Consider the following 21,778-nt stretch of genomic DNA (forward strand, 5'->3'; position numbering starts at 1 on the left):
TGATATGGTCAATGATATTGAAGAAAGGGTTGGTAGATAATGAAAAATGTTTATGTATACGATCCTAGAGATTGCATATTAACTATAAATGGTCAATACATTACTGGTTTTTCCGAAGACGGGAAAATAGAAATAGAGAAAAACGAGGACAATATAGCTCACAAAGTTGGTGTAGATGGTATTGTAAGCTTTGGCGTGAGTGCTGATGGTACTGCAACTGCTACTGTAAAGCTTGTAAGTACTAGCCCATCTATCCCACTATTTAGAGAGTTATCAAAGACCAATGAACTCTTTGACTTAAGTATCGTGGATATGAACGAAAATCAAGACAATATTGCTAGCAGTGATTGTGTAATTGTAAAGCCTATGACTGAGTATAGAGGTAATAAAGAAGTTGAAGATGTGGAAATAGAAATCCTAATACCATACTACGAAGATAGAAGATATAAATAGATAAAGGAGTAGAGATGACAGAAGCTAAAAAATTTGAGCAGAAGACAGTTACAGTTGCGGACAAAGAATATGTTTTACAAAAGCTACCTACTAGAAAGGCTTTAGAAATAAAACAAAAATGGCTTGATGCTAATGGACAAATTATAGAGCTTGAAATGTATGATCAAGTGCTTGAACACATTGTGGTAAATCCAAAGAAAACTGTAGATGACTTTGATGATATATCAGAGCTTAATAAATTAGGCACCCAAGCTGTAAACTTCCAATTTGGAGGCAAATTTACAAAAAACAATTAAAGAGCAGGATTGATGAGATCTACTATGATTTCTGGCGTCCTGCTCTTTTTTTAATGCGCGGGGGTTATCTTACATACTCAGAGGCTATGGAGCTGACAGAAATTGAACTAGCTGAGTTATCCATTGCTGCAGAAAGGGTGGAAGATGAGATAGCCAAAGAAATTAATAATCAAATGAAGAAAGGTAGGTGAGGCGTTTGGCAGAGAGAGAACTTACCTGGGACTTGAATACGAAAACTGGCAAGGCAGTCAGTGATATACAAAAAGTTGACAAAGAAGTAGATAAGCTAAAGACTAGCATGCTGGCTGTCGACAAGCAGTCTGGGGCTTTAGGTAAGATTGCTGGAGGTTTTGCTACTGCAGGCTCTAGGATACAAAATGTTGGGGCTGGTATGCAAAGCGTGGGTGCTGGCATATCTAATGTAAGCGGGAGAATTGCTACTGCTGGTGCAAGGATGACCGCTATGGCTGCGCCAGTTGCCCTAGCTTTTAAAAAGGGTGTAGATGGAGCTTTAGAGCTTGATACTGCTATAAGACAAGTTACTACACTAGCAGACCAAGATGTCTTGCCTGTAAGCAAAATTGAAAGTGAAGTAAGGCGTATATCTGATGCCACTGGTATTGCCCAAAAAGAAATATCTGAGTCTATGTATGAGGCTTTATCATCTGGTATAGATAGTGCTGATGTAGTCGGCTTTGTAGAGCAAGGTGTACAACTTACTAAGGCTGGTTTTACTGATATGCCAACTGTAATAGATGCTACTACTACCGCTCTTAATGCTTATGGTTTGCAAGGCGCTGAGGCCACTTCACATATCCAAGATGTAATGGTTAAGACCCAAGACCTTGGTAAGATTACCGTGGATGAGCTTGGTAAAAACATAGGTAGGGTAGTACCATTTGCATCTGCTGCAGGTGTATCGATTGACCAATTAGGGGCTGGTTACTCAGTGTTAACTGCTAAAGGGCAAAATGCGGCTATTGCTACTACTAACTTATCTGCCCTTATATCTGAGCTTAATACAACTGGGTCTACTGCTGATAAGGCCTTAAGAAAAAGCATGGGCCAGTCCTTTAAAGAGATGATGGAAGATGGTAAATCACTTGGTGATGTACTCCAATCTCTAGATGGTATTGCTCAAGAGGAAGGCCTAAACCTTGGGGATATGTTTGCTAATAAAATGGCTACATCTGCTGCAAATACACTACTAGCTGACGGCCCAGAACAATTTAACAGTGCTTTAGATGCTATGGTTAATAGTGGTGGGTCTGTCGAGGCAAACTTTCAAAAGATGCAAGGTCCTACTGAAAAATTAAGGCAAACACAAAACAAGCTTAAAAACTCATTTATAGAAATGGGTGCTTCTATGATTCCAGTCTTTGAACAATTTGCATCTGGAGTAACTAAGATTGCTGAAAAGTTTAATTCCCTTGATGACGGTACTAAACGAATGATAGGAAAAGTTGCTCTTGTAATGACTGTGGCAGGTCCTGTGTTAGCTATCCTTGGCACTATTGGGGGTGCTATTGGTGGGCTAATATCTGGTGTTGGTGCCATAGTTGGAGTGATAGGGTCTGTGGTATCTGGTATCGGTGGTGCAGTTGCTGGTATTAGTGGTGCTTTGGCAACTGTCGGAACATTTTTCTCAACTGTTGGGACTGTAGTTATGGGTATCCTTGGGGGTATCGGTAGCGGTCTAATGGCAGTTGGGGGTGCCATTGTAAGTTTTGTTATTAGTCCAATGGGTATGGTTGTTGGTGCTATTGCTGCAGTGATTGGTATTGGATATTTGCTATATTCTAACTGGGACATGGTAAAACAAAAAGCGTCTGAAGTAGGCGGTGCCATCCAAAGCCTTTTTGCGCCTGCAGTTAATACTTTAAAATCTGCTTTTTCTAGCCTAGCTAGCACTATAAGTGGAGTTGTAGTTGGAGCGATTAATACTGCTATGGGCATGTTTAACTCTTTAAAAGCAACTGCACAAGGTGCTATAAATGGAATAATTGGAGCATGGAACAGATTAAAATCGGCTTTATCTGCTCCAATCAATGCCGTAGTTAATTTTGGTAAAGGGATCGTTAATGGGGCAAAGAATTTAATTTCTGGGAATTCTCATGCTGACGGTTTATATCGTGTGCCTTATGATGAGTACCCTGCAATGCTCCATAAAGATGAGATGGTTGTTACTGCCCAAGGGTCTAATCAACTACGCTCTATGGGGGCAAATGAAAATGGTTTTTCTAATCCTCCAACTGGGTCTATGATGGGAGACTTAAGACCAAGTGTGACTAATAACGAGTCTAGCACTTCTAATAATAGTAGTTTTAGCCCGGTAATAAATGTGACAGTAAATGGCAACGGAAACGCTTCAGATGCAAATCATATTGCAGATGTAGTAAAAGAAGAATTGATGCAGTTATTTATGACTGCTAACTTACAAAGGGGGTAGGATATGGACCAACCAAAAGAGATAACAAAGATTAAGCTTGGTACAGTCCTACTCGATTGTACCACGGCTGAAGAAGTATCTAAGACTGCAGATGTAACTGATAGGCCAGTAGAAAAAGGCGAAGATATATCAGACCATATGAAAACTAAACCGTATAGTGTAAGGTTGTCTGGGACTATGGTCAACGATCCAGAGGGCAAAATATCTACCCTTGAAAAAATGATGGCTGATGCTGAACTTGTTGAGTATATAGGCAAAAGAAAGCTAAAGGATATGGTTATAACATCTTTTAGCACAAAACAAAACAAGCAAGTGTCTAATGGTTATGACTGGGATATATCCTTAAAATCTGTAAAAATAGCTAAGCCTATAACTATCAAGCAAGAGGTAAAAAATCCTGTAACTAAGCAAGCTGATAAAAAAGTCGAAACTAAGGTTAAGCAAGTAACAAATGCAGGTCGTAAACAAATGCAGAATACGGCTAATAGAAATCGAAACTATAAAAATCAAAGGTCTAGCGGTTATAGCAATAGACGACAAAAAGTCAATAGAAATACAAGACCTAAAACTATTATGAAATATTACTCTGGAAAAAGATCAAATATTACTATAACTAACCCAGGTAAAATACGTAAAAAGATGATATCCACACTAACATCTGGCACTAAATTAAGAGTGAACAAAACAATAAATAGTCAAAAAATGTATAAGAAAATGTTAAATCCATTGCCAAAGAAAAGGTCTGGCAGAGCGTTTGGCGGTGGAGGGGGTGGTGGACGATGAATTATATAGAAATAGAAAAAGAGAGGATACCCTATGAGTTTGAAATGGAGTTTGACGGGGAGATTTTCCAATTCGAAATCCTGTATAACACTTATGGGGACTACTTCACTGCTAATTTATATAAAAATCATGAGCCGGTAATAATCGGGGAGAAAATTGTACTCCACCAGCCCTTATTTGATGGATTTGAACACTTAAATATACCGATGATAATTGTAATTCCTTATGATACAACTGAGTCAGCATTAAGGATAACCTATGAAAATCTAAATGAGGATGTGTTTCTGTATGTATTGGATTAGGCAAATTGAAGTTAAAGCTGGGGGTAAAGTTTTTGAATCTATAGGGGATAACGCCCTAGATATAGAATTTGAGATACCCTTTAGCGATAAAAATGAGCCGGATGTATCGACTATAAGCATATATAACTTATCTGAAGATAGTATAAACTCAATCGAAAAGCAAGGCAATGTATCGGTATCTGCTGGATATAGAGATATGCACAATGTGGCCGAAGTTTTATCTGGGCAGATAGAATCTATCAAAACTGAATGGAAAGGCCTTGACAAGGTTACAACTATAACCATATCTGATGGAGCAAAAGCTTGGCGTAAGACTGAGTTAAATAAGACATATCAGAACAATACCAAGGCATCTGCAATAATGAATGACCTTTGCAGTACTCTAGGCTACCCTGTAAGTGAATTAAAACCTAAAAAGGATATTACATATCCATTAGGTAAAACAATCAAAGGGAGCGCATCTAAGAGTCTTATACAACTAGCAAAAGATACTGAATCTAAGATGTTTATAAATAAAGGTCGTATTGTAATAAGGCCTGAAGAAGTTGGCTATAATAGTGGGATTTTGCTTAATGGTGAATCTGGACTATTGGATACGCCTACCCTTAATGAAAATAATACTGGAGACCAAGTAGACAGTGCTGAGGGTGGCAAAGAAAATCCACCTCAAAAGTCGTGGACTGTAAAATGCTTGTTAAATCCACAGATAGAAACAGATATGATAATAAATATAGAATCAAGGTCTATAAATGGTGCTTTTAGGGTTAAATCTGGAAAGCACTCTAAGGACTTTGTAACAGAGCTGGAGGTGGTGGAAGCATGAGCGATTTACTAAGACAAAAGAAAGATACTAATGCAGCTTTTAATAAGTTTATGGATAGTTTTAGTCAGTCTATGGCTGAGTCCACCGTGGTTGCAAGGGTTGGTAGGGTTAAGTCCTACGATCCAAAAAATATGTCTTGCCAGGTAATGCCTTTACCAAGTAAAGATAATAGCTTGCTAATAAATGTACCAGTAGCTGGTATGAGATCTAAGGACTTTGTAGCTTATTACCCTTTACAAGCAGATGATTATGTAGTCTTGCTTTTTATGGATGGAGATATAGACCAAATATTATTAGGCCAAGATAAGGCTGATACTAAGCGTGGCCATGATATATCTGATTGTATAGCTATAGGTGGCATTAGCCTTATCAATGATGAATTAGAAATTGAAGATAGCGACAGTCTTTGCCTACAAACTATGGATAAAAATGCTAGTATAGTTATAAAATCTAGTGGAGATATAAATGTAAAAGGGCAGTCAATAAAGATTGATGCTCCCAATATCAACATATCAAGTGCTAATTTATCTATAAAAGGCAAGGCAACTTATAATGGTAGAGAAATAGCACGTAGGGGTGACCCTACAACGGATGGAGCAAGTATAGCATGAATTACTATGATACTTTTAAGATGACTAACGGAGATATAGACATAGTTGGCAATGACCTTGCCTTGGTTACTGGTCAAGAAGAAATGCGACAAAATGCCGAAAATAGGCTAGCTGTAAATAAAACTGAATGGTTTTTAAACCTTGGCCTTGGCTTATCCTACAAGGATATAAGGGGCAAGGGTGTAAGAGACAGTGATATAGAGTACTGGATCCGTGAGTGTATCTTGCAAGATGAGAGAATAAAAGAAGTAAGGAAAGTGACTGTAGATAGGAATGCAGCTTTAAGGACTGCTGATATTGATGTGACTATAATCGACCCTTATGGCGAAGAACTAATACTATCGGGGGTGATAGATATTGGATAATTTTGAATTATATGACGATTACGGGTCCATAACTGAGTTTAAGGATGATGGTTATGGTGTGACCCAGTATGGATTTAGAAGAAAATTGTATAGTGAGTGCTTGTCTGAAAGGATAACACGTGCAAGAGAGGTTTTTGGAGTAAAAATTGATACTTCAGAGACCTCTTTTTTAGGAAAATTAATACGTAATGCTGCATGGGATGAGGCCTATATGTGGGAAATTGCAGAATCGGTCTATATGAGTCCTTTTGTAAATTATGCTGAGGGTACGGGGCTTGATGCAGTTGGCCAATACTTAACCATTACCCGTAGACCTGCTAGTAAGAGTAAGGGTGTAATCACTGTATTTGGTACTGCTAATACTCTAGTGCCTGCAGGTTTTAGAGTAGCGACAGGAAGTGGCGTGGAATTTTATACCACAGAACAAGCTTATATTGGTGATAATGGTCAAGTGGATATACCCATAGAGTCAGTAATTGCAGGTAAAAACACTAATGCCCAATCTGAGGAAATAGACCAAATAGTCAATCCTACTTTTGGTATAGATAGGGTTAGCAATGCTATGTATACCGAGGGTGGTATGGATGTAGAATCTGACGAAGAATTTAGGCTAAGATATAAAAAATCTTATTCAAGAGTTGGTGGATCTACCGTGCCTGCTATGACTGCGGCTTTGCTTGATATAAACGATGTTGTGGATTGTGAAGTCCGTGAGAACGTCACCATGCAAGAAGTTGATGGTATACCTCCAAAATCTGTAGCTTGCTTTGTTTTTGGTGGTACAGATGATGAAATTGCCAATGTAATTTATGAAAATAAACCTGCAGGTATCGAAGCATATGGTCAAACCTATAAGTATATAGAAGATAAAAAAGGTGTTAAGCATAAGATAGGATTTACCCGTGCCAAAGAAGTTAAAATCAAGGTTGATATTACTCTTACAAAAACTGAAGATTATCCAGGAGATGATGTAATCAAAAGAGCAGTCCTTGGATATATTGGCGGAGTTGATGATGACAACGTAGAGTATGCAGGACTAAAGCTAGGCGAAGATGTTATTTATAATAAGCTTATTGCTAAAATATTGTGTCCGGGTGGAGTGTCAGATGCAAGTGTAAAGATAGGAGCAAGCCCTGACTATGAAATGGTAGAAGAATCTATTGATATAGATAGGCATGAAATAGCGGTAACTAGCCTTGAACTAATAAGGATTAGCTATGAATAAACCTTTATACTTAAAAGCATTTGAGAGATTGCCAGAAAGATTTAGAAAGCCTAACACAAAAGACCTTTACTATGTGCTTTATAACGGATCTGACGAAATTGAAAGTGCCTATCAAACAATTAAAGACAGTCACAGTATAGATAAAGCCTTTGGGCAAACTCTAGATATGCTTGGAGCAAATGTTGGTGAGTTTAGGCAAGAGGGTATGGATGATGACCTGTATAGGCTCTATATAAAAGTCCGTATCATATCTAACTTATCTATCGGTGATATACCAACTATAAACTACGTAATGTCTACCCTACTTGGAGATAAGTATTTATCTATCAAGGAGGGTTTTTTAGATGATGAATACCTTTATCATGAGCCGGCTGCTTTAAGGCTAAGTGTGGATAACTCTGCAGGCTTTATGCCTTATGAAATCCTTGAAAGGATAAAGGCTGCTGGGATAAGAATACTGGTTGATGAGATCTATGCGACTGAGCTTAAGATAGTGACTAGGTCTGGGGATAGTTCTTTTATGCAGTACCTTTGCGGGGAGCATCCTTGTGGGGATATACCTTATCCATGGGCTGTTGGTGAAGTGCACTATATGGGGATTGGTCTTAATACAAGCACATATGATGCTAAAAATTACTATGGATATGCTGGTACTGAGCATAAGGCTGGTGAACTACGTGACTATGAAGATGCTGACTATCTATATGTACAAAACTTTGGTCTTGAAAATAGGTACGATTTTGGGGGTGATAAGTAATGTTATCTGACCAACTAATGGTTGATGTAGCCCAATTTATCAAAGAAAAAATAGCGACTGCTGAGGTTGTCTTTGATGATGAGAGGGTGGAAGAAGTGCAAATTATGAACAAAAGGGTTGTGGGAAGTGTTTTGCAAGTAAATGTGACTACAACCAAAGGGATTGGAACAATTAAAGATATAAGACTTAAGGATGCTAAAGGCATAATTTTGTTAAGCAAACCTCGTGAGAGAGTGAAAACGACAGGATATGCATTGGTGTCCTCTTTTTATATAAAAATTACTGAAGAAGAAATTGCAAATCCTTTGAACATTATCGAGATAAAGGAGGGGTTAAATGGATAATAATTTTTCTTTAGCTGAGTATAATGACCTGGTTGAGCAAGGCTATGACCGTGAAGAGTTTGTTGAATATTTTATAACTCAAAGCATAAGCCTTGTGGGATGGAAAGACCATCTAGCTGAGTTTGCTGATGTGAGGGCTGAAAAGGATGTTGGTAAGGATAGTGAGGGTAATCCTTTGTATCAACATATACGATTTGATGGTGTGGTTGTTCAAGAGGGTACTCCTGTGAATGCTGAGAATCTTGGACAGATGGAGTGGAATGACCTTATCAACTTTGTCATAGGTAAATATGTAATGGATAAAATAAGGGAAGTACAAGTGCAGGTGGCTACTCTTATAGGACAAAATAACAACAATATGCCTTACAACTCCTTTGTGGCTAATGCTAAAAATATCGGAGAGGATATTGAAATGGTTGAAGGTATCTATGATGAAGTGAACGGAAGGGGTGTGGTGTAGATGGCTAAGGTTGTTTACAAAAAATATGAGGCTAAAAATTTAAATCCAAATTATAAAATGGTAGATGGCGGTAGTCCTTATTCCTATTCTTATAATGATAGCAACACCGCCTACTCGCACTTTACATTTAATGAAAATGACGGGACTTTTACCATGAGTGGCTCCACTTATCCAAGTGGGACTTTTTATGCCTATGGTGGTAGCTCTAAAAATATAGTTGTCGAGTATACAAGATACACATCAGGTGGAGGAACATTTCCTAGGCCAGAAAAAGTTTATAAATCAGAACGCGTAACTCCTAGATATACTAAAGGGAAATATATTGGTGAAGTTACAGCAGAAGATGGCGCCTACCCAAGAGATGGCACAAAAGATGGTTATTGGTACGAGTGGGATAGATATGCTAATCGTGCCCCTATAATAGGAGGGTCTAACACCGCTATTGGTAATGTTAACAATGACTTTACTATATCATATAATTTAATGGATGAAGATAATGATGAAGTAAAAGTAGAGATTATGGTGGACGGAAAAGTTATCCAATACCCTATGGCTATGGCTTTAAACCAAAGTCACAGTGTGCCTATCCGTATAAAAGACTATGGACTAGGTGACCATACTATCACAGTGACTGCTACTGATACAAGTAAAGCATCTGCTAGCCGTACTTACTACTTTACAAAGTCTAATACTGCACCTACTATATCTGGGTCTGATATGGATTTGGGGGCTAAGTTTGAGGACTTCCAAGTCGATTATTTAGTCCAAGATGCTGAGGGCAATGATGTATCGGTTGAGATAAAGGTTGATGGGGCTATCAAGCAAAGCTCTAGTAAGAGTACTTTAGGGGTAAGGCGATACTTTACTATAGCTATAAAAGACTATGAGATAGGCCGCCATACTATTGAGATAAAGGCTACTGATAGCAATGGAGCATCTACAGTAAGGGCTTATACCTTTAATAAGGTTAATTCAGCGCCAGTCATATCGGGCAAGGATGAAAATCTAGGGGCTAAGAATACTGCTTTTTCCTATACTTATACTGTGACTGATAGGGAAAGTGACAACATATATGTTATAGAAAAAGTAAATGGCGAGGTCATCCGTGTACTTAACAATGCTACTTTGGGTAGTGAGTATAGGATAACTATCACAGATGAGCAAATCAGAAAGCTTGAACTTAATGCGTCTAATACTATTGAGATAGAGGCGACTGATGGTACTGCTACAACCTTTAGGCGTGTTACTTTTATCCGTAACAATATGCCGCCTATCATATCTGATAAGGACAAGGATTTGGGAGAAGTGACAAATGACCTTAAATACTCATGGTCTGCTACTGATCCTGAAAAAGATAAGATGACTGCAATAATCTTTCTTGATGACAGGATAATCAAGGATAGATTTGCCTTAACTGAGGGGACAAATCAGACTGTAAAAATAGATGGCCAAGCTATGCAAAAGCTATCTCGTGGCAAACATACTATAAGGATAGTTGTAGATGATGATAAGGGTTTTAGCTCTAGTCGTACTTTAACTTTTACTAGGGTAGTAGATAGGTTAGTGATGAAGCTTGCGGGCAACGGGATAGAAACTAACGGATTAGCTAAGCGTGTACTCATATCTACTGCCGGTGTTTATGTAGCTAAGGGAGCAGATGTAAAGTATGAGGTGTGCAACAACTCCTTTGATGATAGCCCGACTTGGGAAGATGCTACTGCTATGACTATGGCTAATAAGGCCTTTAATTTTACTAATAAGGATAAGGTGGCTGAAAAAGCTGGGGTTGATATAAGAGTTACTATCAGCCGTGGAGATGCAAAAGGGCAGTCATATATAAGTGCAATAGGAGGTAGTTTTGATTAAAATTTTAAACCCAAAACCACTAAAGGAAATTGAAGAATTGAGAGAAAAGGGGCTATACAACGCCCCTTTTAGTGTGCAAGAAAATGCCAATCCCACAAAGATTGAGACTCCAGATACAAAAGCTTTGGAGGATAAAATTCAAAAGCTGGAGGGCAAGATTACAGAGCTTGAAAGCAAAGACAATGCTACAGATCTTTACGATGACAGTGAACTTTTGAAAAAAATAGAAGAACTTGAAGCAAAGCTAGCAGAATCTGAGCAAACAGTGGCTGACTATGCGTCTAAGACTGAGAGTCAAGCTAAGACCATAGAAGACCTAAATGCCGACCTTGATGTTCTTGTAGGAGATATAGATGAGTAGACGTGATAAACTAAAAAAGTTAAGACAAAACATTGATGCTACAACGACTGATGTAGCAGATATTAAAAAGGCTACACAAAGGCTAGTAATGGCAAGCGATATATCAGCAAGTGATTATGCTGAGATAATCGCTATCTATGATAAGTGGGAGGCTGGCAAGGCCTATAAAAAAGGGGATGTTGTCAAGTACTACAATGTGCTTTATGAGGTTATCCAAGACCACACAAGTCAAACGGACTGGAAGCCTAATGCTACGCCTGCTCTTTTTAAAACTACTACAGCTAAAGAGACTACAGATGGGGTTGAAATAATCCCGGACTTTAAACAACCTACAGGTGGTCATGATACTTATAAAAAAGGGGATAAAGTGAAGTTTGAAGGCAAGGTTTATGAGTCTGCGATCGATAATAATGCCTATAGTCCTACTGACTATCCTGCTGGCTGGAAGGTGGTTGAATAATGGCTACTGGTGTAATACAAGGGCGTTTCCAGTTTTACGATGGGACAAAAGAGGAGCTAGAAGCATCTGATTTAATACTGTTAAAAGGGGAATTGGCTCTAGAAACAGATGATGAGGGTACTACCCGTATAAAAAGGGGTGATGGTAGGTCTAAGTATGCTGACCTGCCTTATATCACTATCGGGGAAATCAAGGTAGATGAATTATCCGAGGAAGATAAAGCCTTGATTAGAGGGCCTAAGGGTGAGAAAGGGGACCCTTTTACCTTTGATGACTTGACTGTAAGCCAAAGGCTTGACCTAAAGGGTGATACTGGTGATGTGGGGCCTCAAGGTAAACCTGGGGAGTCTATAAGGATTGCTGAAACTTTTGAAGATGAAGAAAACAATGTAGTTGTTAGTTTTAGTGATGATACACAAATTACCATTCCTAAGGGAAAAGCCCTAGTTTTTGAAGACCTAACAGAAGAGCAGAAAGCGGAACTTAAAGGGGAAAAAGGGGACAAACTAACCTTTGAAGATTTATCCGAAGAAGATAAAACTGAGCTAAAAGGCGATAAAGGAGAAGATGCGCCAAAGTATCAAGGTAGCGACTATATATCTATAAATGATGATATTATATCATTAGCTGCTGATAAATACATCGAGGATAAAAAAGAAACTATCAAGGGATATATAGAAGAATATCAACTATCAGTTGATTCAGAGCCTACCCAAGGTATATGGATTAATAATGGTACTTATCAAAGTTTAATTGGGTTTACAAAAATACCCGACGATTACTTTACGACCGACTCTAACACTCCAAATGAAAAAAAAGTCTATAAAGTTATAATGCCCAACAGTATAACATCAGTTGGTAAAAATGCTTTTTTAAGTAATGATATAAAAGATTTAAAACTATCGGATAATTTATTATTAATAGGTGCTAGTGCTTTTTTAAACAACGTTTTAAAAAGTATAATATTCCCTGATGGATTGCAAAGTATAGGTAATTATGCTTTCCAAAAAAACGCTTTAAAAAGTATAATACTCCCTGGTGAATTGCAAAATATAGGTGATTATGCTTTTGAAAATAATAAATTAGAGAAAATAGAATTCCCTGATGGATTGCAAAGTATAGGTAATTATGCTTTCCAGAATAACGCTTTAAAAAGTGTAATTTTCCCTGATGAATTGCCGAGTATAGGTAATTATGCTTTCCGAAATAACGCTTTAAAAAGTGTAATTTTCCCTGATGAATTGCAAAGTATAGGTGATTATGCTTTTTCAAATAACACTTTAGAAAGTGTAATTTTCCCTGATGGATTACAAAGTATAGGTAATTATGCTTTTTCAAATAATCCAAATATAAAAGAAGTAGTAATTAATAAAAACACAATATATAAACCAAGTAGTTTCCCATCTACGACCAAAATCATACTAAGAAATTAGGAGGTGAGACATGGAAGTAAGTCAAACAATAGCAGATTACGGGGTAGCCATAGGGATAACAATAATTGTGGTTACTCTATTAGTTGCCTTTTTTTATAAGTATCTGCAAAAATTGGATAAAAATTTTGAGGATGAACGAGAAAATAACAAATACGAGAGAGAGCAAAAGGCAAAACGTGATGAACTAATGCTCGAAGCCGAGAGGGATAGGCTCGAAGCAGAAAAAGAGACCAGAAGAACTTATCTGAGTATGACAGAAGAGCTTAAGAAAACTACACAGATGCAAGCGGAAATATTAAGCAACCAATCAAATGAACTAAGAAGCTATAGCGATAGGATTAATAGCAATACTAAGGCTATTGATGAGCATAATCAAATTTTTATATCCCACATAAAAAAAACTGGTGATCGTTTTGATTGTGTCGATAGTCAGTTAGTAAGCATCGCTGGTATGCTTGAGGATATAAAACACAGTACTAGCGATTTAGTAACAAAAGCAGACCTGGATAAAGTGCAAAGTGGACTTGATGAGTATATCAGGTCAAAAAAGTAATTAGGATTAGCACAAGCTAGTCCTTTTTTAGTACCTAAAAGGAGGTAAAAATGGGAGTAAAAGAAGCTTTAGATTGGATGGATAAGCACCATAGGCACAAGGGCAACTATCCATACTCAATGGTTAAAAGAAATGGCAACCCAGGTTATGACTGCTCATCTGCAGTTTACTATGCACTTATAGCGGGTGGAGTCTTACCTAAAAATACGCCGATAGGAAACACCGAGACTCTTTTTAAGCTAAAAGGCAAGTATCTAGATGAGATATATGACTACAAGGATGTAAGAGCTGGTGATATCTTTATAAGAGGTGGCGAGGGTACCTCTGCAGGTGCTGGTGGCCACACTGGAATGTTTTACAAAAAAGACGGCATAATCCACTCTAACTATTCAAACAATGGGATTAGTTACAACGACAACAAGAGCTTTATAGGCTACTTTTTAGACCGCAGGAGGAGCAGTAATGAGCGTTACTTTAGACCTAGGTATGGTGGACAAAAGTTAGATATAGCACCTGTAAAACAACAGAGACCACAAAAAGCATCAGGTAAAAAGTTAATTAAATATGAAAAGTGGCACGGAATAACACAGGCTGCTTGTCATGTAAGAGCAGATGCAAGTACAAACTCAGCCATAGTGGCAACCTACCCAATGGGATCTAGAATTAACTATGATAGGGTGTATGAGGCTAATGGCTATCGTTGGATATCCTATGTAGGTAACTCTGGTAAGCGTAGATATGTAGCTTATAGACGTACAAGTGGCAACACAAGAGCATGGATAACTTTTTAGGAGGATATAAATGAGAGATAGTTTAGTAATATTTTTAATGGTTTTAATGGCTGGAGCAGTGATTGCTCTTGCTATACAAGGTATAAAAGAGGGCAAAGAGAGAGCGAAGCTTATTGAAAATGAGCTTTTAAGAAACGCCACACTACAACTACTAGATCTAGCAGAGACTATAGTAGGTAGTCTTAACCAAACAGTAGTAGACCCACTAAAAGAATCGCCAGAGCTTAACTTTGATGAGCAAAGGCAAAATGCAGTGCGTGAAAAAGCAAAGGCTGCAATAAAGAAAAACTTAGATGATGCTAGCAAAGAAGTGTTATCTAAAACTCATGATGACCTTGACTCTTACCTTACCGATGTGGTTCAAGCGGAAGTAAGAAAACAAAAAAAGAAGTAGTAATATATAGTAAATGTTTAACTCTGGGCTGGCGGTGTGCTGGCCCTCTTTTTTTGTGCTTTAAAGTAGATTTTAGGCATATAAAACTATGGCTAGATATTTTAAATCGTTTATAACTTAAAATATGAATGATTGGCTTGATTGCAATGCTTGTAACTTGCCTTTATAAAAAAAGTGAAGATTTTCTAAAAAAACTTTAAAAAAACACTTGACATATAACGCGGGCGTGATATAATATAAGTAACATAAGAGATAAGGAGATAACAAAAATGGCAAACTTAAAAAACATTATGACAAGAGCATGGGAAATCGCAAAAGAAGCAGTAGCAAATTTTGGCGGCAAAGCAGTTGAGTATATAGCAGAAGCTATGAAGATGGCATGGGCAGAAGTTAAAGAAGTAAGATATACAGTAGAAGATCTTATAGCTATGGGTGCTAAAAGATGGCAAAAAGCTGGCTATGATAGACTTTACTTAAACAATGCTGGTCTTAAACTTGCAGGTCTAGAAATTAGCAGATATAACACAGGCAATGTTTCAAGTGCTAAACTTAACGGCGAAAAAGTTTCAAACACTAAAGGTAGCAACATGGCAAGCATAGTAGAAAGAGCTTACATCGACTTAACAACTGGTAAACTTCACTGTACACAAGCAAAAGATGATGATGTGCAAGAAGCAGTAATTGCTTTAGAAAATAATTTAAAATTAGCATAAAAAATTAAAAAAAGTACTTGACTTTATATAACGCCCGCGGTATAATGTTAGTGTAAGATAAATAATTAAAGGAGATAGAAAAATGAAACAATTAGAAGTATTAAGAAACAAAGAAGACAACCAAATCGCAGTAGCATACAACGGTATAAACCTAGATAACTATGACTATCTTACAGTAGATGAATTTGTAAAAGAAGTAGAAAGTGTTGATATGTGGAGCGATATCGATGATGAAGTGTATGCAAAAGCATTAGAAGAGTATGACCTAGACTATAGCAGCTATGATGATCCAGATACTATGTGGAGTGATTTTTTAAAGGCTGCAGAAAATGACAGATAAAAAGGGAAAAGTAAGCGAGGCTCAAAAAAGAGCCTCCAGAGCTTACGAAGAAAGAAACCCAGAAAAAACTAAAATAGATAGGTACAAAAGAAGCGCAAGAACTTTCTTTAGGCACCATGCAACCCAAGATGATATAGATGAGTTGATAGATATATACTACAAAGAAAATCCTAGAGGGATCAAAGAAAAAGAGGACTGAGTGTCCTCTTTAATGATGTGGGCAACGTGTGGGCAACCTAACTGGGTGCGGTGGGTTGCCTTTGGCTGAAAGCGGTTGTATTATTTATGGTAAAGATATTGCAAGGGGTGTAGGCAGTTTCTCTGGAACACCATTTATATTTAACTTTTAAAATATCTTTTTTATTAAAGATATTTTTTTTGTATTATTTTAAGGATTTTTTATGACTGAGATTTTAAAAAAAGATTTTACTAGTGATGATTATTTTTTTATGAATGAGGCAATTTATGAGGCACGACTTGCTAGATTTATCGAGGAAGTTCCGGTTGGTTGTGTAATTGTGTATGATGGCAAAATAATTGGACGAGGTCACAATTTCACTTTTAAAGGCAAGTCTGGTCTCTTACATGCTGAAATGATTGCTATAAAAGAAGCAAATGAATTTTTTGATGACTTTAGACTTGAAAACACAACTATGTATGTTACTATGGAACCTTGTTCTATGTGCGCTGGTGCTATTATAAATTCCAGAATTTCTAGACTTGTTATTGGGATCCCTGATTATAAAAGAGGGGCTTGTGGGTCAAATACTAACATTACTGGTGATAGATCTCAACTACACTTTTTAGATGCAGAATTTGGTTTAAGAGATGATGAATGTCTTTTTGAACTTCAAAGTTTTTTTAAAATGCTTAGAGCTCGTAATAAGGAGAAAAAATTATTAAAAAGGTATCAGGATAATTTATAAATTTATTAAAATCTCAAATACTTATTGACTTCAGATATATTCTGGAGTCTTTTTTTATCTCTAAAATCAAAATATTTATAGTATAATTAAATTAGAATAATAGTTAAGGAGAGTGTTATGAGAATTTCATTAGTTAATCCGTTAGAAGTAGAAGAAAAAATTATTGAAAGTCATAAAGAAAAATTAGAAGAAATGGGTCATGAATTCATTTCTTATGATGAAAACGCAAAAGATGATGATGAACTTATAGAAAGATTAAAAGATACTGATATTGCAATTGTAACAAATAAACCATTATCAGCAAAAGTTATAGATGCATCAAAAAATCTTGAACTGATCGATGTTGCCTTTACAGGGGTAGACCATATAGATCTAGAGGCTGTCAAAAAAAATGGAATAAAACTTTTAAATGCAAGTGGATATTCTGATGATTCTGTAGCAGAACTTGTTATTGGTCTTACAATTGCGGTTATGAGAAAGTTTAAAGAAAATGATGCAAATATTTTTGATGGTAAAAATAATAATTTGATGGGAGAAACCATCCAAGGCAAAAAGTTTGGGATAATTGGTACAGGTAATATTGGTACAAAATTAATTGGCATACTCTTAGCCTTTGGTTGCGAAGTCATAGCTTATTCTAGAACTGAAAAAGAAGATATAAAAAATCTTGGTGTGACTTATGTAGATTTAGACACACTTTTAAAAGAATCAGATGTAATTTCTTTACACATTCCAAATAACAGTGAGACTAAACATTTCCTAGGCAAAGAAGAATTAGATAAAATGAAAGAAAATGCTATTTTAATCAATTGCGCTAGAGGTCCAGTTGTAGATAATGATTATTTAGCAGAATTACTAAATGCTAATAAACTTCGTGCTGGTATCGATGTTTTCGATATGGAACCACCACTTCCAAGCGATTATCCATTAAGAAATGCAAAAAATGTAGTACTTACAAATCACATTGGTTTTTATACAAAAGAAGCAATGGCAAACCGTGCTGAAATTGTTTTTAACAATATTTATGAATACTTAGATGGAAATATTATCAATGAGATAAAACTATGAGTGATATAAAAATTATTGCAGTTGCAGGTGGGTCTGCATCTGGAAAATCATCTATTGTCAGACATATAGATGAGTATTTTAAAGATGATTTGTTAGTTATAGGCCATGATAATTACTACAAAGCCCATGATGATATTTCTTTTGAAGAAAGGGCAAAGCTAAATTACGATTACCCAGGAGCCTTCGATAATGACTTATTTCATAAGCACTTATTAAAACTTCAAAAGGGTGAAACAATTGAAATGCCAACTTATGACTACACAATCCACACTAGAAGCGATAAAACTATCACAATCAAGCCTACAAAAATCATCCTAATAGAAGGTATTTTAGTCTTAGAAGATAAGAAAATTAGAAATATTACCGATACAAAAGTATTTATTGATGCTGATAGTGATGTAAGGCTACAAAGAAGGATTTTAAGAGACACCAAAGAACGCGGCAGATCTCTTGATTCTGTTTTGGAACAATTTATAAAGCAAGTAAAACCAATGCATGAGAAATATGTAGAACCTACCAAAAAATACGCAGACATAATCATCCCACGCGGAGCAAAAAATACTAAAGGAATAGAAATCCTATTAAGACATATTACTGATATGATAGAGGATAAGTAATAATAATGGAGATAAATATCATTGAAACAGACCATGAGCAAATAAAAAATTATATAAGTGGTCATGCCAGCAATGGCCATGAAATTTTTGGTCCAATCCCTTATGAAGATGGTTACATCTTTAGAGTATATGCACCAAATGCTGATCAAATGTTTATAAGGGGTGATTTTTCAAATTGGGAAAATCACGAGATGAGTAAAAATCCTGAATATGGTTACTTTTATATATTTAAAAACGCAAAAATAGGAGATTTTTATAAATTAGTTGTAGTAAAAGATGGCAACTGGGTGGAACACACAGATCCCTTTGCAAGGGCCATGGACTATGAAGGAGATTTTGCATCATTAATAGTGGATGAAAACTATGAGTTTAATGACGATGAATTTATAAGAAATCGCAGCAAAAATTTTAATAAGCCAATGAATATTTATGAAGTTCATATAGGTTCTTGGCTTAGATATGGTCAAAATGTTAATTTTTTAGATGTTGTAGATAAATTAATTGCTCATATCAAAGATATGAACTACACCCATGTGGAGATAATGCCAGTTACAGAATATCCATTTTATCCATCATGGGGATATCAATCCACAGGATTTTTTGCCACAAGTTCTCGTTATGGTAGACCGGAAGATTTTAAGAAATTTATCGACCTAATGCATCAAAATGGTATCGGTGTAATCCTTGATGTAGTTGCAGTGCATTTTGCAAATGATTATTATGGGCTAAAAACTTTTGATGGAACTCATTTATACGAATCGCCATATAAAGGACTCACTTATTCTGAATGGGGATCTATAAATTTTGATTATTCAAAAGGGCATGTAAAAAGCTTTATGAAATCAAGTTTATCCTATTGGATAGAGAAATTTCACCTAGATGGTATAAGGGTAGATGCGGTTTCGTATATGATTTATTATAATGGTAACGAAAATCGTGGAGTGCATGAAGATAATATAAAATTTATAAGTGATTTAAATAAAACTTTAGCTACAAATTATCCAAATGTAATGCTCATTGCAGAAGACTCATCATCTTACCCACTAGTAACAAATAAAAATTCTGATGAGGGTTTAGGATTTGACTACAAATGGGATATGGGCTGGATGAATGATACAATTAAATATTTTGAAGTTGATTCTTTCAATAGGTCCATGTATCATAATAAAATAACTTTTTCTATGTTCTATTTTCAAAATGAAAGATTTATTTTACCCCTTAGTCATGATGAAGTAGTGCACTTAAAAAAACCAATGATTAACAAAATGAGTGGGGACTATGAAAGTAAATTTAAAGAGTTAAAAGTTTTAAATACTTATCAAATGACTCATCCAGGCAAAAAGTTAAACTTTATGGGCAATGAGATTGCAACTTTTGATGAGTGGAATGAAAATGAATCCATAAATTGGGACATAAAAAATTATCCAGTTCATGATGATTTTAATAGATTTATTAAAGATTTAAATTACATTTACAAAAATAATCCAGCCTTTTATAAAAAAGACTACGAAGAAGATGGATTTAAGTGGATAGTTGTAGATGATGCAAGTACTTCAGTTTTTGCTTATGAAAGAATAGCAGAGGGATCAAGATTTTTAGTTGTACTAAATATGGCAAATGTGTATCATGGTAGATATGAATTTACTTATGATGAAGATTTGATATTTATTGAAAAATTAAATACCTTTAGCCCCACTTATGGTGGTGCTAAGGATAATTATAGGGAAATTGAAATTAGAAAGGGAGAAGTTCTAAGACTTGAGCTTTGGGAATATGAAGCTTGTGTCTTTGAAATCTTAGAAAAAAATGAAAAAACCAATTAACTTATCTTGGTTGGTAGAAAAATGGACATTACTAGATGAGGATTCTTATCTTAAAGCAATGTGGTTAAATACAGAAAGTTTAGACATTGTTCGTATCAACCAAGGACAAACAGAAGAAGATATTACAAAAGATTACTTAGATATAGAAAATGATATAGAACACTATGTTCTAATGCCAAGTCGTGATGAATTTAATAGGGCAAATATAAGGGAAGCATTTATAGAAACCCTAGATAGATTTAAAAAAGACCAGTTTATAGATCAATATGATGGATTTTCTCCAAGCGAAGAATTTCTAGATACAGTCTATACCTTAGGTCTTGAAAATGAATATTATGACTTTAGATCAAAGGCTGCCGGAAATATTTTATTATATTGGGCAGATGAACAAGGCATACATATTAAAAAAGATATGGAGACAATTAATACAAATAAGATATGAATTACAAAAAAATACTAATGGCCTTAGTTTTTGCAATTGGTTTAACCTCTTGCAGTACTCAAGGAGCTAAAGATAAAAACGCAAGCGATAAAACAGTAGTAACAGATGAAAATGCTACTGATTTAAAAAAATATAATGCAGTTTTCTACGACTATTTTGATACAGTTACCGAATTTTTAGTATATGCAAAAGATGAAGAAGAATTTGAGAACTATAAAAAAATACTAGAAGACGACTTATCCAAATACAACAAACTTTTTAACACTTACTATGATTTTGATGGGATAAATGATGTCAAAACCATAAATGAAAATGCAGGAAAAGAAGCAGTAAAAGTAGACCCAGCCATAATAGAACTCTTAGATTATAGTAAAGAAATCTATAATATAACAGATGGAAAAATAAATATGGCCTTGGGAGATCTAATAAGCTTATGGCATGAATACAGGGAAGCAGGACTTGCTGATGAAAAAAATGCAGCTATACCTAGCGACAAAGAATTAAAAGAAGCTGCAAGTCACAGTGATATCGAAAAAATCGAAATTGATCATGAAAAAAACACAGTCTATATAAAAGATCCAGATATCAAAATTGATGTTGGAGCAGAAGGTAAAGGCTACGCTATAAAAAAAATGAAGGAAAGCCTAGAAAAAGCTGGAATGAAGCATGGTATTTTATCAGTCGGTGGAGATGATGTAATAATAGGAAAAAATCCTGCTAGAGCAGATGGCCTATGGAAAATTGCTATTGTAAACCCTGAAAAAAATGCAAAAAAACCTTATGCCAGTGTTGTAGACATAAAAGATAATACGGTTGTAACAAGTGGGGACTATCAAAGATTTTATGTAGTAGATGGTCAAATTTACCACCATATTATAGACTCAGATACAAATTATCCATCAAAATACTTTAAATCAGTATCAGTAATCCACCCAGATATAGCCTTGTCAGATGCATTAAGTACTTATTTATTTACTGTAGATTTAGAAACTGGTAAGAAAGTTGCCGAAAAATATAAGGCAGAAGTACTTTGGATAGATTATGATGGTAATTACTACAAGACAGAAGGCTATGAAAAATTAGAATCAAAATCGGAAAAATAATGTTTCCGATTTTTTTCTTT

The 21,778-nt window shown here is 35.7% G+C and carries 29 protein-coding genes; all 29 read left to right on the forward strand.

All coding sequences use genetic code 11. The features are described from left to right. The first annotated feature begins 39 nt into the window (after window positions 1–39). Entirely contained in the window at window positions 40–453 is a 414-nt protein-coding gene (locus tag ACKRLN_RS01895; protein ID WP_416335083.1) for a phage structural protein, read from the forward strand. A 14-nt stretch (window positions 454–467) separates the two neighbouring features. Further along, window positions 468–749, forward strand: coding sequence for a hypothetical protein (locus ACKRLN_RS01900; RefSeq protein ID WP_416335084.1), 282 nt, complete (start codon window positions 468–470; stop codon window positions 747–749). A 53-nt stretch (window positions 750–802) separates the two neighbouring features. Next, window positions 803–940 carry a hypothetical protein gene (locus ACKRLN_RS01905; RefSeq protein ID WP_416335085.1) on the forward strand — a complete coding sequence of 46 codons (138 nt, stop codon included), beginning with the start codon at window positions 803–805 and terminating at the stop codon, window positions 938–940. A gap of 5 nt (window positions 941–945) precedes the next feature. Next, window positions 946–3,198, forward strand: coding sequence for a phage tail tape measure protein (locus ACKRLN_RS01910; RefSeq protein ID WP_416335086.1), 2,253 nt, complete (start codon window positions 946–948; stop codon window positions 3,196–3,198). Window positions 3,199–3,201: 3 nt separating this feature from the next. Beyond that, window positions 3,202–3,981, forward strand: coding sequence for a phage baseplate protein (locus ACKRLN_RS01915; RefSeq protein ID WP_416335087.1), 780 nt, complete (start codon window positions 3,202–3,204; stop codon window positions 3,979–3,981). Then, the gene (locus ACKRLN_RS01920; protein ID WP_416335088.1) at window positions 3,978–4,283 is read left to right on the forward strand and encodes a phage baseplate plug family protein; all 306 of its coding nucleotides are present in this window, start codon (window positions 3,978–3,980) and stop codon (window positions 4,281–4,283) included. Before ACKRLN_RS01915 ends, ACKRLN_RS01920 begins: the two co-directional genes overlap by 4 nt. Further along, the gene (locus ACKRLN_RS01925) at window positions 4,270–5,106 is read left to right on the forward strand and encodes a phage protein (RefSeq protein WP_416335089.1); all 837 of its coding nucleotides are present in this window, start codon (window positions 4,270–4,272) and stop codon (window positions 5,104–5,106) included. The genes ACKRLN_RS01920 and ACKRLN_RS01925 overlap by 14 nt, the downstream gene beginning before the upstream one ends. Further along, window positions 5,103–5,717, forward strand: a complete 615-nt coding sequence (locus ACKRLN_RS01930) for a Gp138 family membrane-puncturing spike protein (RefSeq protein WP_416335090.1) — start codon at window positions 5,103–5,105, stop codon at window positions 5,715–5,717. The genes ACKRLN_RS01925 and ACKRLN_RS01930 overlap by 4 nt, the downstream gene beginning before the upstream one ends. Next, complete coding sequence (locus ACKRLN_RS01935; RefSeq protein ID WP_416335091.1) at window positions 5,714–6,082, forward strand: DUF2634 domain-containing protein; 369 nt, start codon at window positions 5,714–5,716, stop codon at window positions 6,080–6,082. Before ACKRLN_RS01930 ends, ACKRLN_RS01935 begins: the two co-directional genes overlap by 4 nt. Then, window positions 6,075–7,307 (forward strand): baseplate J/gp47 family protein, encoded by a 1,233-nt coding sequence (locus ACKRLN_RS01940; protein ID WP_416335092.1) that lies wholly within the window; start codon window positions 6,075–6,077, stop codon window positions 7,305–7,307. Before ACKRLN_RS01935 ends, ACKRLN_RS01940 begins: the two co-directional genes overlap by 8 nt. Further along, window positions 7,300–8,064 carry a hypothetical protein gene (locus ACKRLN_RS01945; RefSeq protein ID WP_416335093.1) on the forward strand — a complete coding sequence of 255 codons (765 nt, stop codon included), beginning with the start codon at window positions 7,300–7,302 and terminating at the stop codon, window positions 8,062–8,064. The genes ACKRLN_RS01940 and ACKRLN_RS01945 overlap by 8 nt, the downstream gene beginning before the upstream one ends. Further along, entirely contained in the window at window positions 8,064–8,408 is a 345-nt protein-coding gene (locus ACKRLN_RS01950; RefSeq protein WP_296142478.1) for a hypothetical protein, read from the forward strand. The genes ACKRLN_RS01945 and ACKRLN_RS01950 overlap by 1 nt, the downstream gene beginning before the upstream one ends. Next, a complete protein-coding gene (locus tag ACKRLN_RS01955; protein WP_416335094.1) occupies window positions 8,401–8,868 on the forward strand; it encodes a hypothetical protein in 468 nt (155 codons plus the stop codon). The genes ACKRLN_RS01950 and ACKRLN_RS01955 overlap by 8 nt, the downstream gene beginning before the upstream one ends. Beyond that, window positions 8,869–10,734 carry a hypothetical protein gene (locus ACKRLN_RS01960; protein WP_416335095.1) on the forward strand — a complete coding sequence of 622 codons (1,866 nt, stop codon included), beginning with the start codon at window positions 8,869–8,871 and terminating at the stop codon, window positions 10,732–10,734. Continuing rightward, window positions 10,727–11,095, forward strand: a complete 369-nt coding sequence (locus ACKRLN_RS01965) for a hypothetical protein (RefSeq protein WP_416335096.1) — start codon at window positions 10,727–10,729, stop codon at window positions 11,093–11,095. The genes ACKRLN_RS01960 and ACKRLN_RS01965 overlap by 8 nt, the downstream gene beginning before the upstream one ends. Beyond that, window positions 11,088–11,555 carry a carbohydrate-binding protein gene (locus tag ACKRLN_RS01970; protein ID WP_296142491.1) on the forward strand — a complete coding sequence of 156 codons (468 nt, stop codon included), beginning with the start codon at window positions 11,088–11,090 and terminating at the stop codon, window positions 11,553–11,555. Before ACKRLN_RS01965 ends, ACKRLN_RS01970 begins: the two co-directional genes overlap by 8 nt. Further along, complete coding sequence (locus ACKRLN_RS01975; protein WP_296142494.1) at window positions 11,555–12,988, forward strand: leucine-rich repeat domain-containing protein; 1,434 nt, start codon at window positions 11,555–11,557, stop codon at window positions 12,986–12,988. The genes ACKRLN_RS01970 and ACKRLN_RS01975 overlap by 1 nt, the downstream gene beginning before the upstream one ends. A gap of 10 nt (window positions 12,989–12,998) precedes the next feature. Further along, a complete protein-coding gene (locus ACKRLN_RS01980) occupies window positions 12,999–13,541 on the forward strand; it encodes a hypothetical protein (RefSeq protein ID WP_296142497.1) in 543 nt (180 codons plus the stop codon). Window positions 13,542–13,591: 50 nt separating this feature from the next. Then, a complete protein-coding gene (locus ACKRLN_RS01985; protein WP_416335097.1) occupies window positions 13,592–14,332 on the forward strand; it encodes a peptidoglycan amidohydrolase family protein in 741 nt (246 codons plus the stop codon). Window positions 14,333–14,342: 10 nt separating this feature from the next. Continuing rightward, a complete protein-coding gene (locus tag ACKRLN_RS01990) occupies window positions 14,343–14,726 on the forward strand; it encodes a hypothetical protein (protein WP_416335098.1) in 384 nt (127 codons plus the stop codon). Window positions 14,727–14,995: 269 nt separating this feature from the next. After that, on the forward strand, window positions 14,996–15,439 hold the full coding sequence (locus tag ACKRLN_RS01995) for a hypothetical protein (protein WP_203126440.1): 444 nt from the start codon (window positions 14,996–14,998) through the stop codon (window positions 15,437–15,439). Window positions 15,440–15,521: 82 nt separating this feature from the next. Next, entirely contained in the window at window positions 15,522–15,779 is a 258-nt protein-coding gene (locus tag ACKRLN_RS02000) for a hypothetical protein (protein ID WP_416335099.1), read from the forward strand. Further along, the gene (locus ACKRLN_RS02005; protein ID WP_416335100.1) at window positions 15,769–15,978 is read left to right on the forward strand and encodes a hypothetical protein; all 210 of its coding nucleotides are present in this window, start codon (window positions 15,769–15,771) and stop codon (window positions 15,976–15,978) included. Before ACKRLN_RS02000 ends, ACKRLN_RS02005 begins: the two co-directional genes overlap by 11 nt. Before the next feature lie 202 nt (window positions 15,979–16,180). Beyond that, the gene (locus ACKRLN_RS02010; protein WP_296142511.1) at window positions 16,181–16,705 is read left to right on the forward strand and encodes a nucleoside deaminase; all 525 of its coding nucleotides are present in this window, start codon (window positions 16,181–16,183) and stop codon (window positions 16,703–16,705) included. A gap of 117 nt (window positions 16,706–16,822) precedes the next feature. Next, window positions 16,823–17,773, forward strand: coding sequence for an NAD(P)-dependent oxidoreductase (locus ACKRLN_RS02015; RefSeq protein WP_296142514.1), 951 nt, complete (start codon window positions 16,823–16,825; stop codon window positions 17,771–17,773). Then, complete coding sequence (gene udk, locus ACKRLN_RS02020) at window positions 17,770–18,390, forward strand: uridine kinase (RefSeq protein ID WP_296142516.1); 621 nt, start codon at window positions 17,770–17,772, stop codon at window positions 18,388–18,390. The genes ACKRLN_RS02015 and udk overlap by 4 nt, the downstream gene beginning before the upstream one ends. Before the next feature lie 5 nt (window positions 18,391–18,395). Beyond that, window positions 18,396–20,213: a 1,4-alpha-glucan branching protein GlgB gene (glgB, locus tag ACKRLN_RS02025; protein WP_416335101.1), complete on the forward strand. Its 1,818-nt coding sequence runs from the start codon at window positions 18,396–18,398 to the stop codon at window positions 20,211–20,213. Then, complete coding sequence (locus tag ACKRLN_RS02030) at window positions 20,197–20,655, forward strand: UPF0158 family protein (protein WP_203127721.1); 459 nt, start codon at window positions 20,197–20,199, stop codon at window positions 20,653–20,655. The genes glgB and ACKRLN_RS02030 overlap by 17 nt, the downstream gene beginning before the upstream one ends. Further along, window positions 20,652–21,758, forward strand: a complete 1,107-nt coding sequence (locus ACKRLN_RS02035) for an FAD:protein FMN transferase (RefSeq protein WP_416335102.1) — start codon at window positions 20,652–20,654, stop codon at window positions 21,756–21,758. Before ACKRLN_RS02030 ends, ACKRLN_RS02035 begins: the two co-directional genes overlap by 4 nt. The last annotated feature ends 20 nt before the right edge of the window (window positions 21,759–21,778 follow it).

This window comes from Anaerococcus sp. AH8042_DFU013_CI05 (assembly GCF_047936775.1).
In the GTDB taxonomy this organism is placed as follows: domain Bacteria; phylum Bacillota; class Clostridia; order Tissierellales; family Peptoniphilaceae; genus Anaerococcus.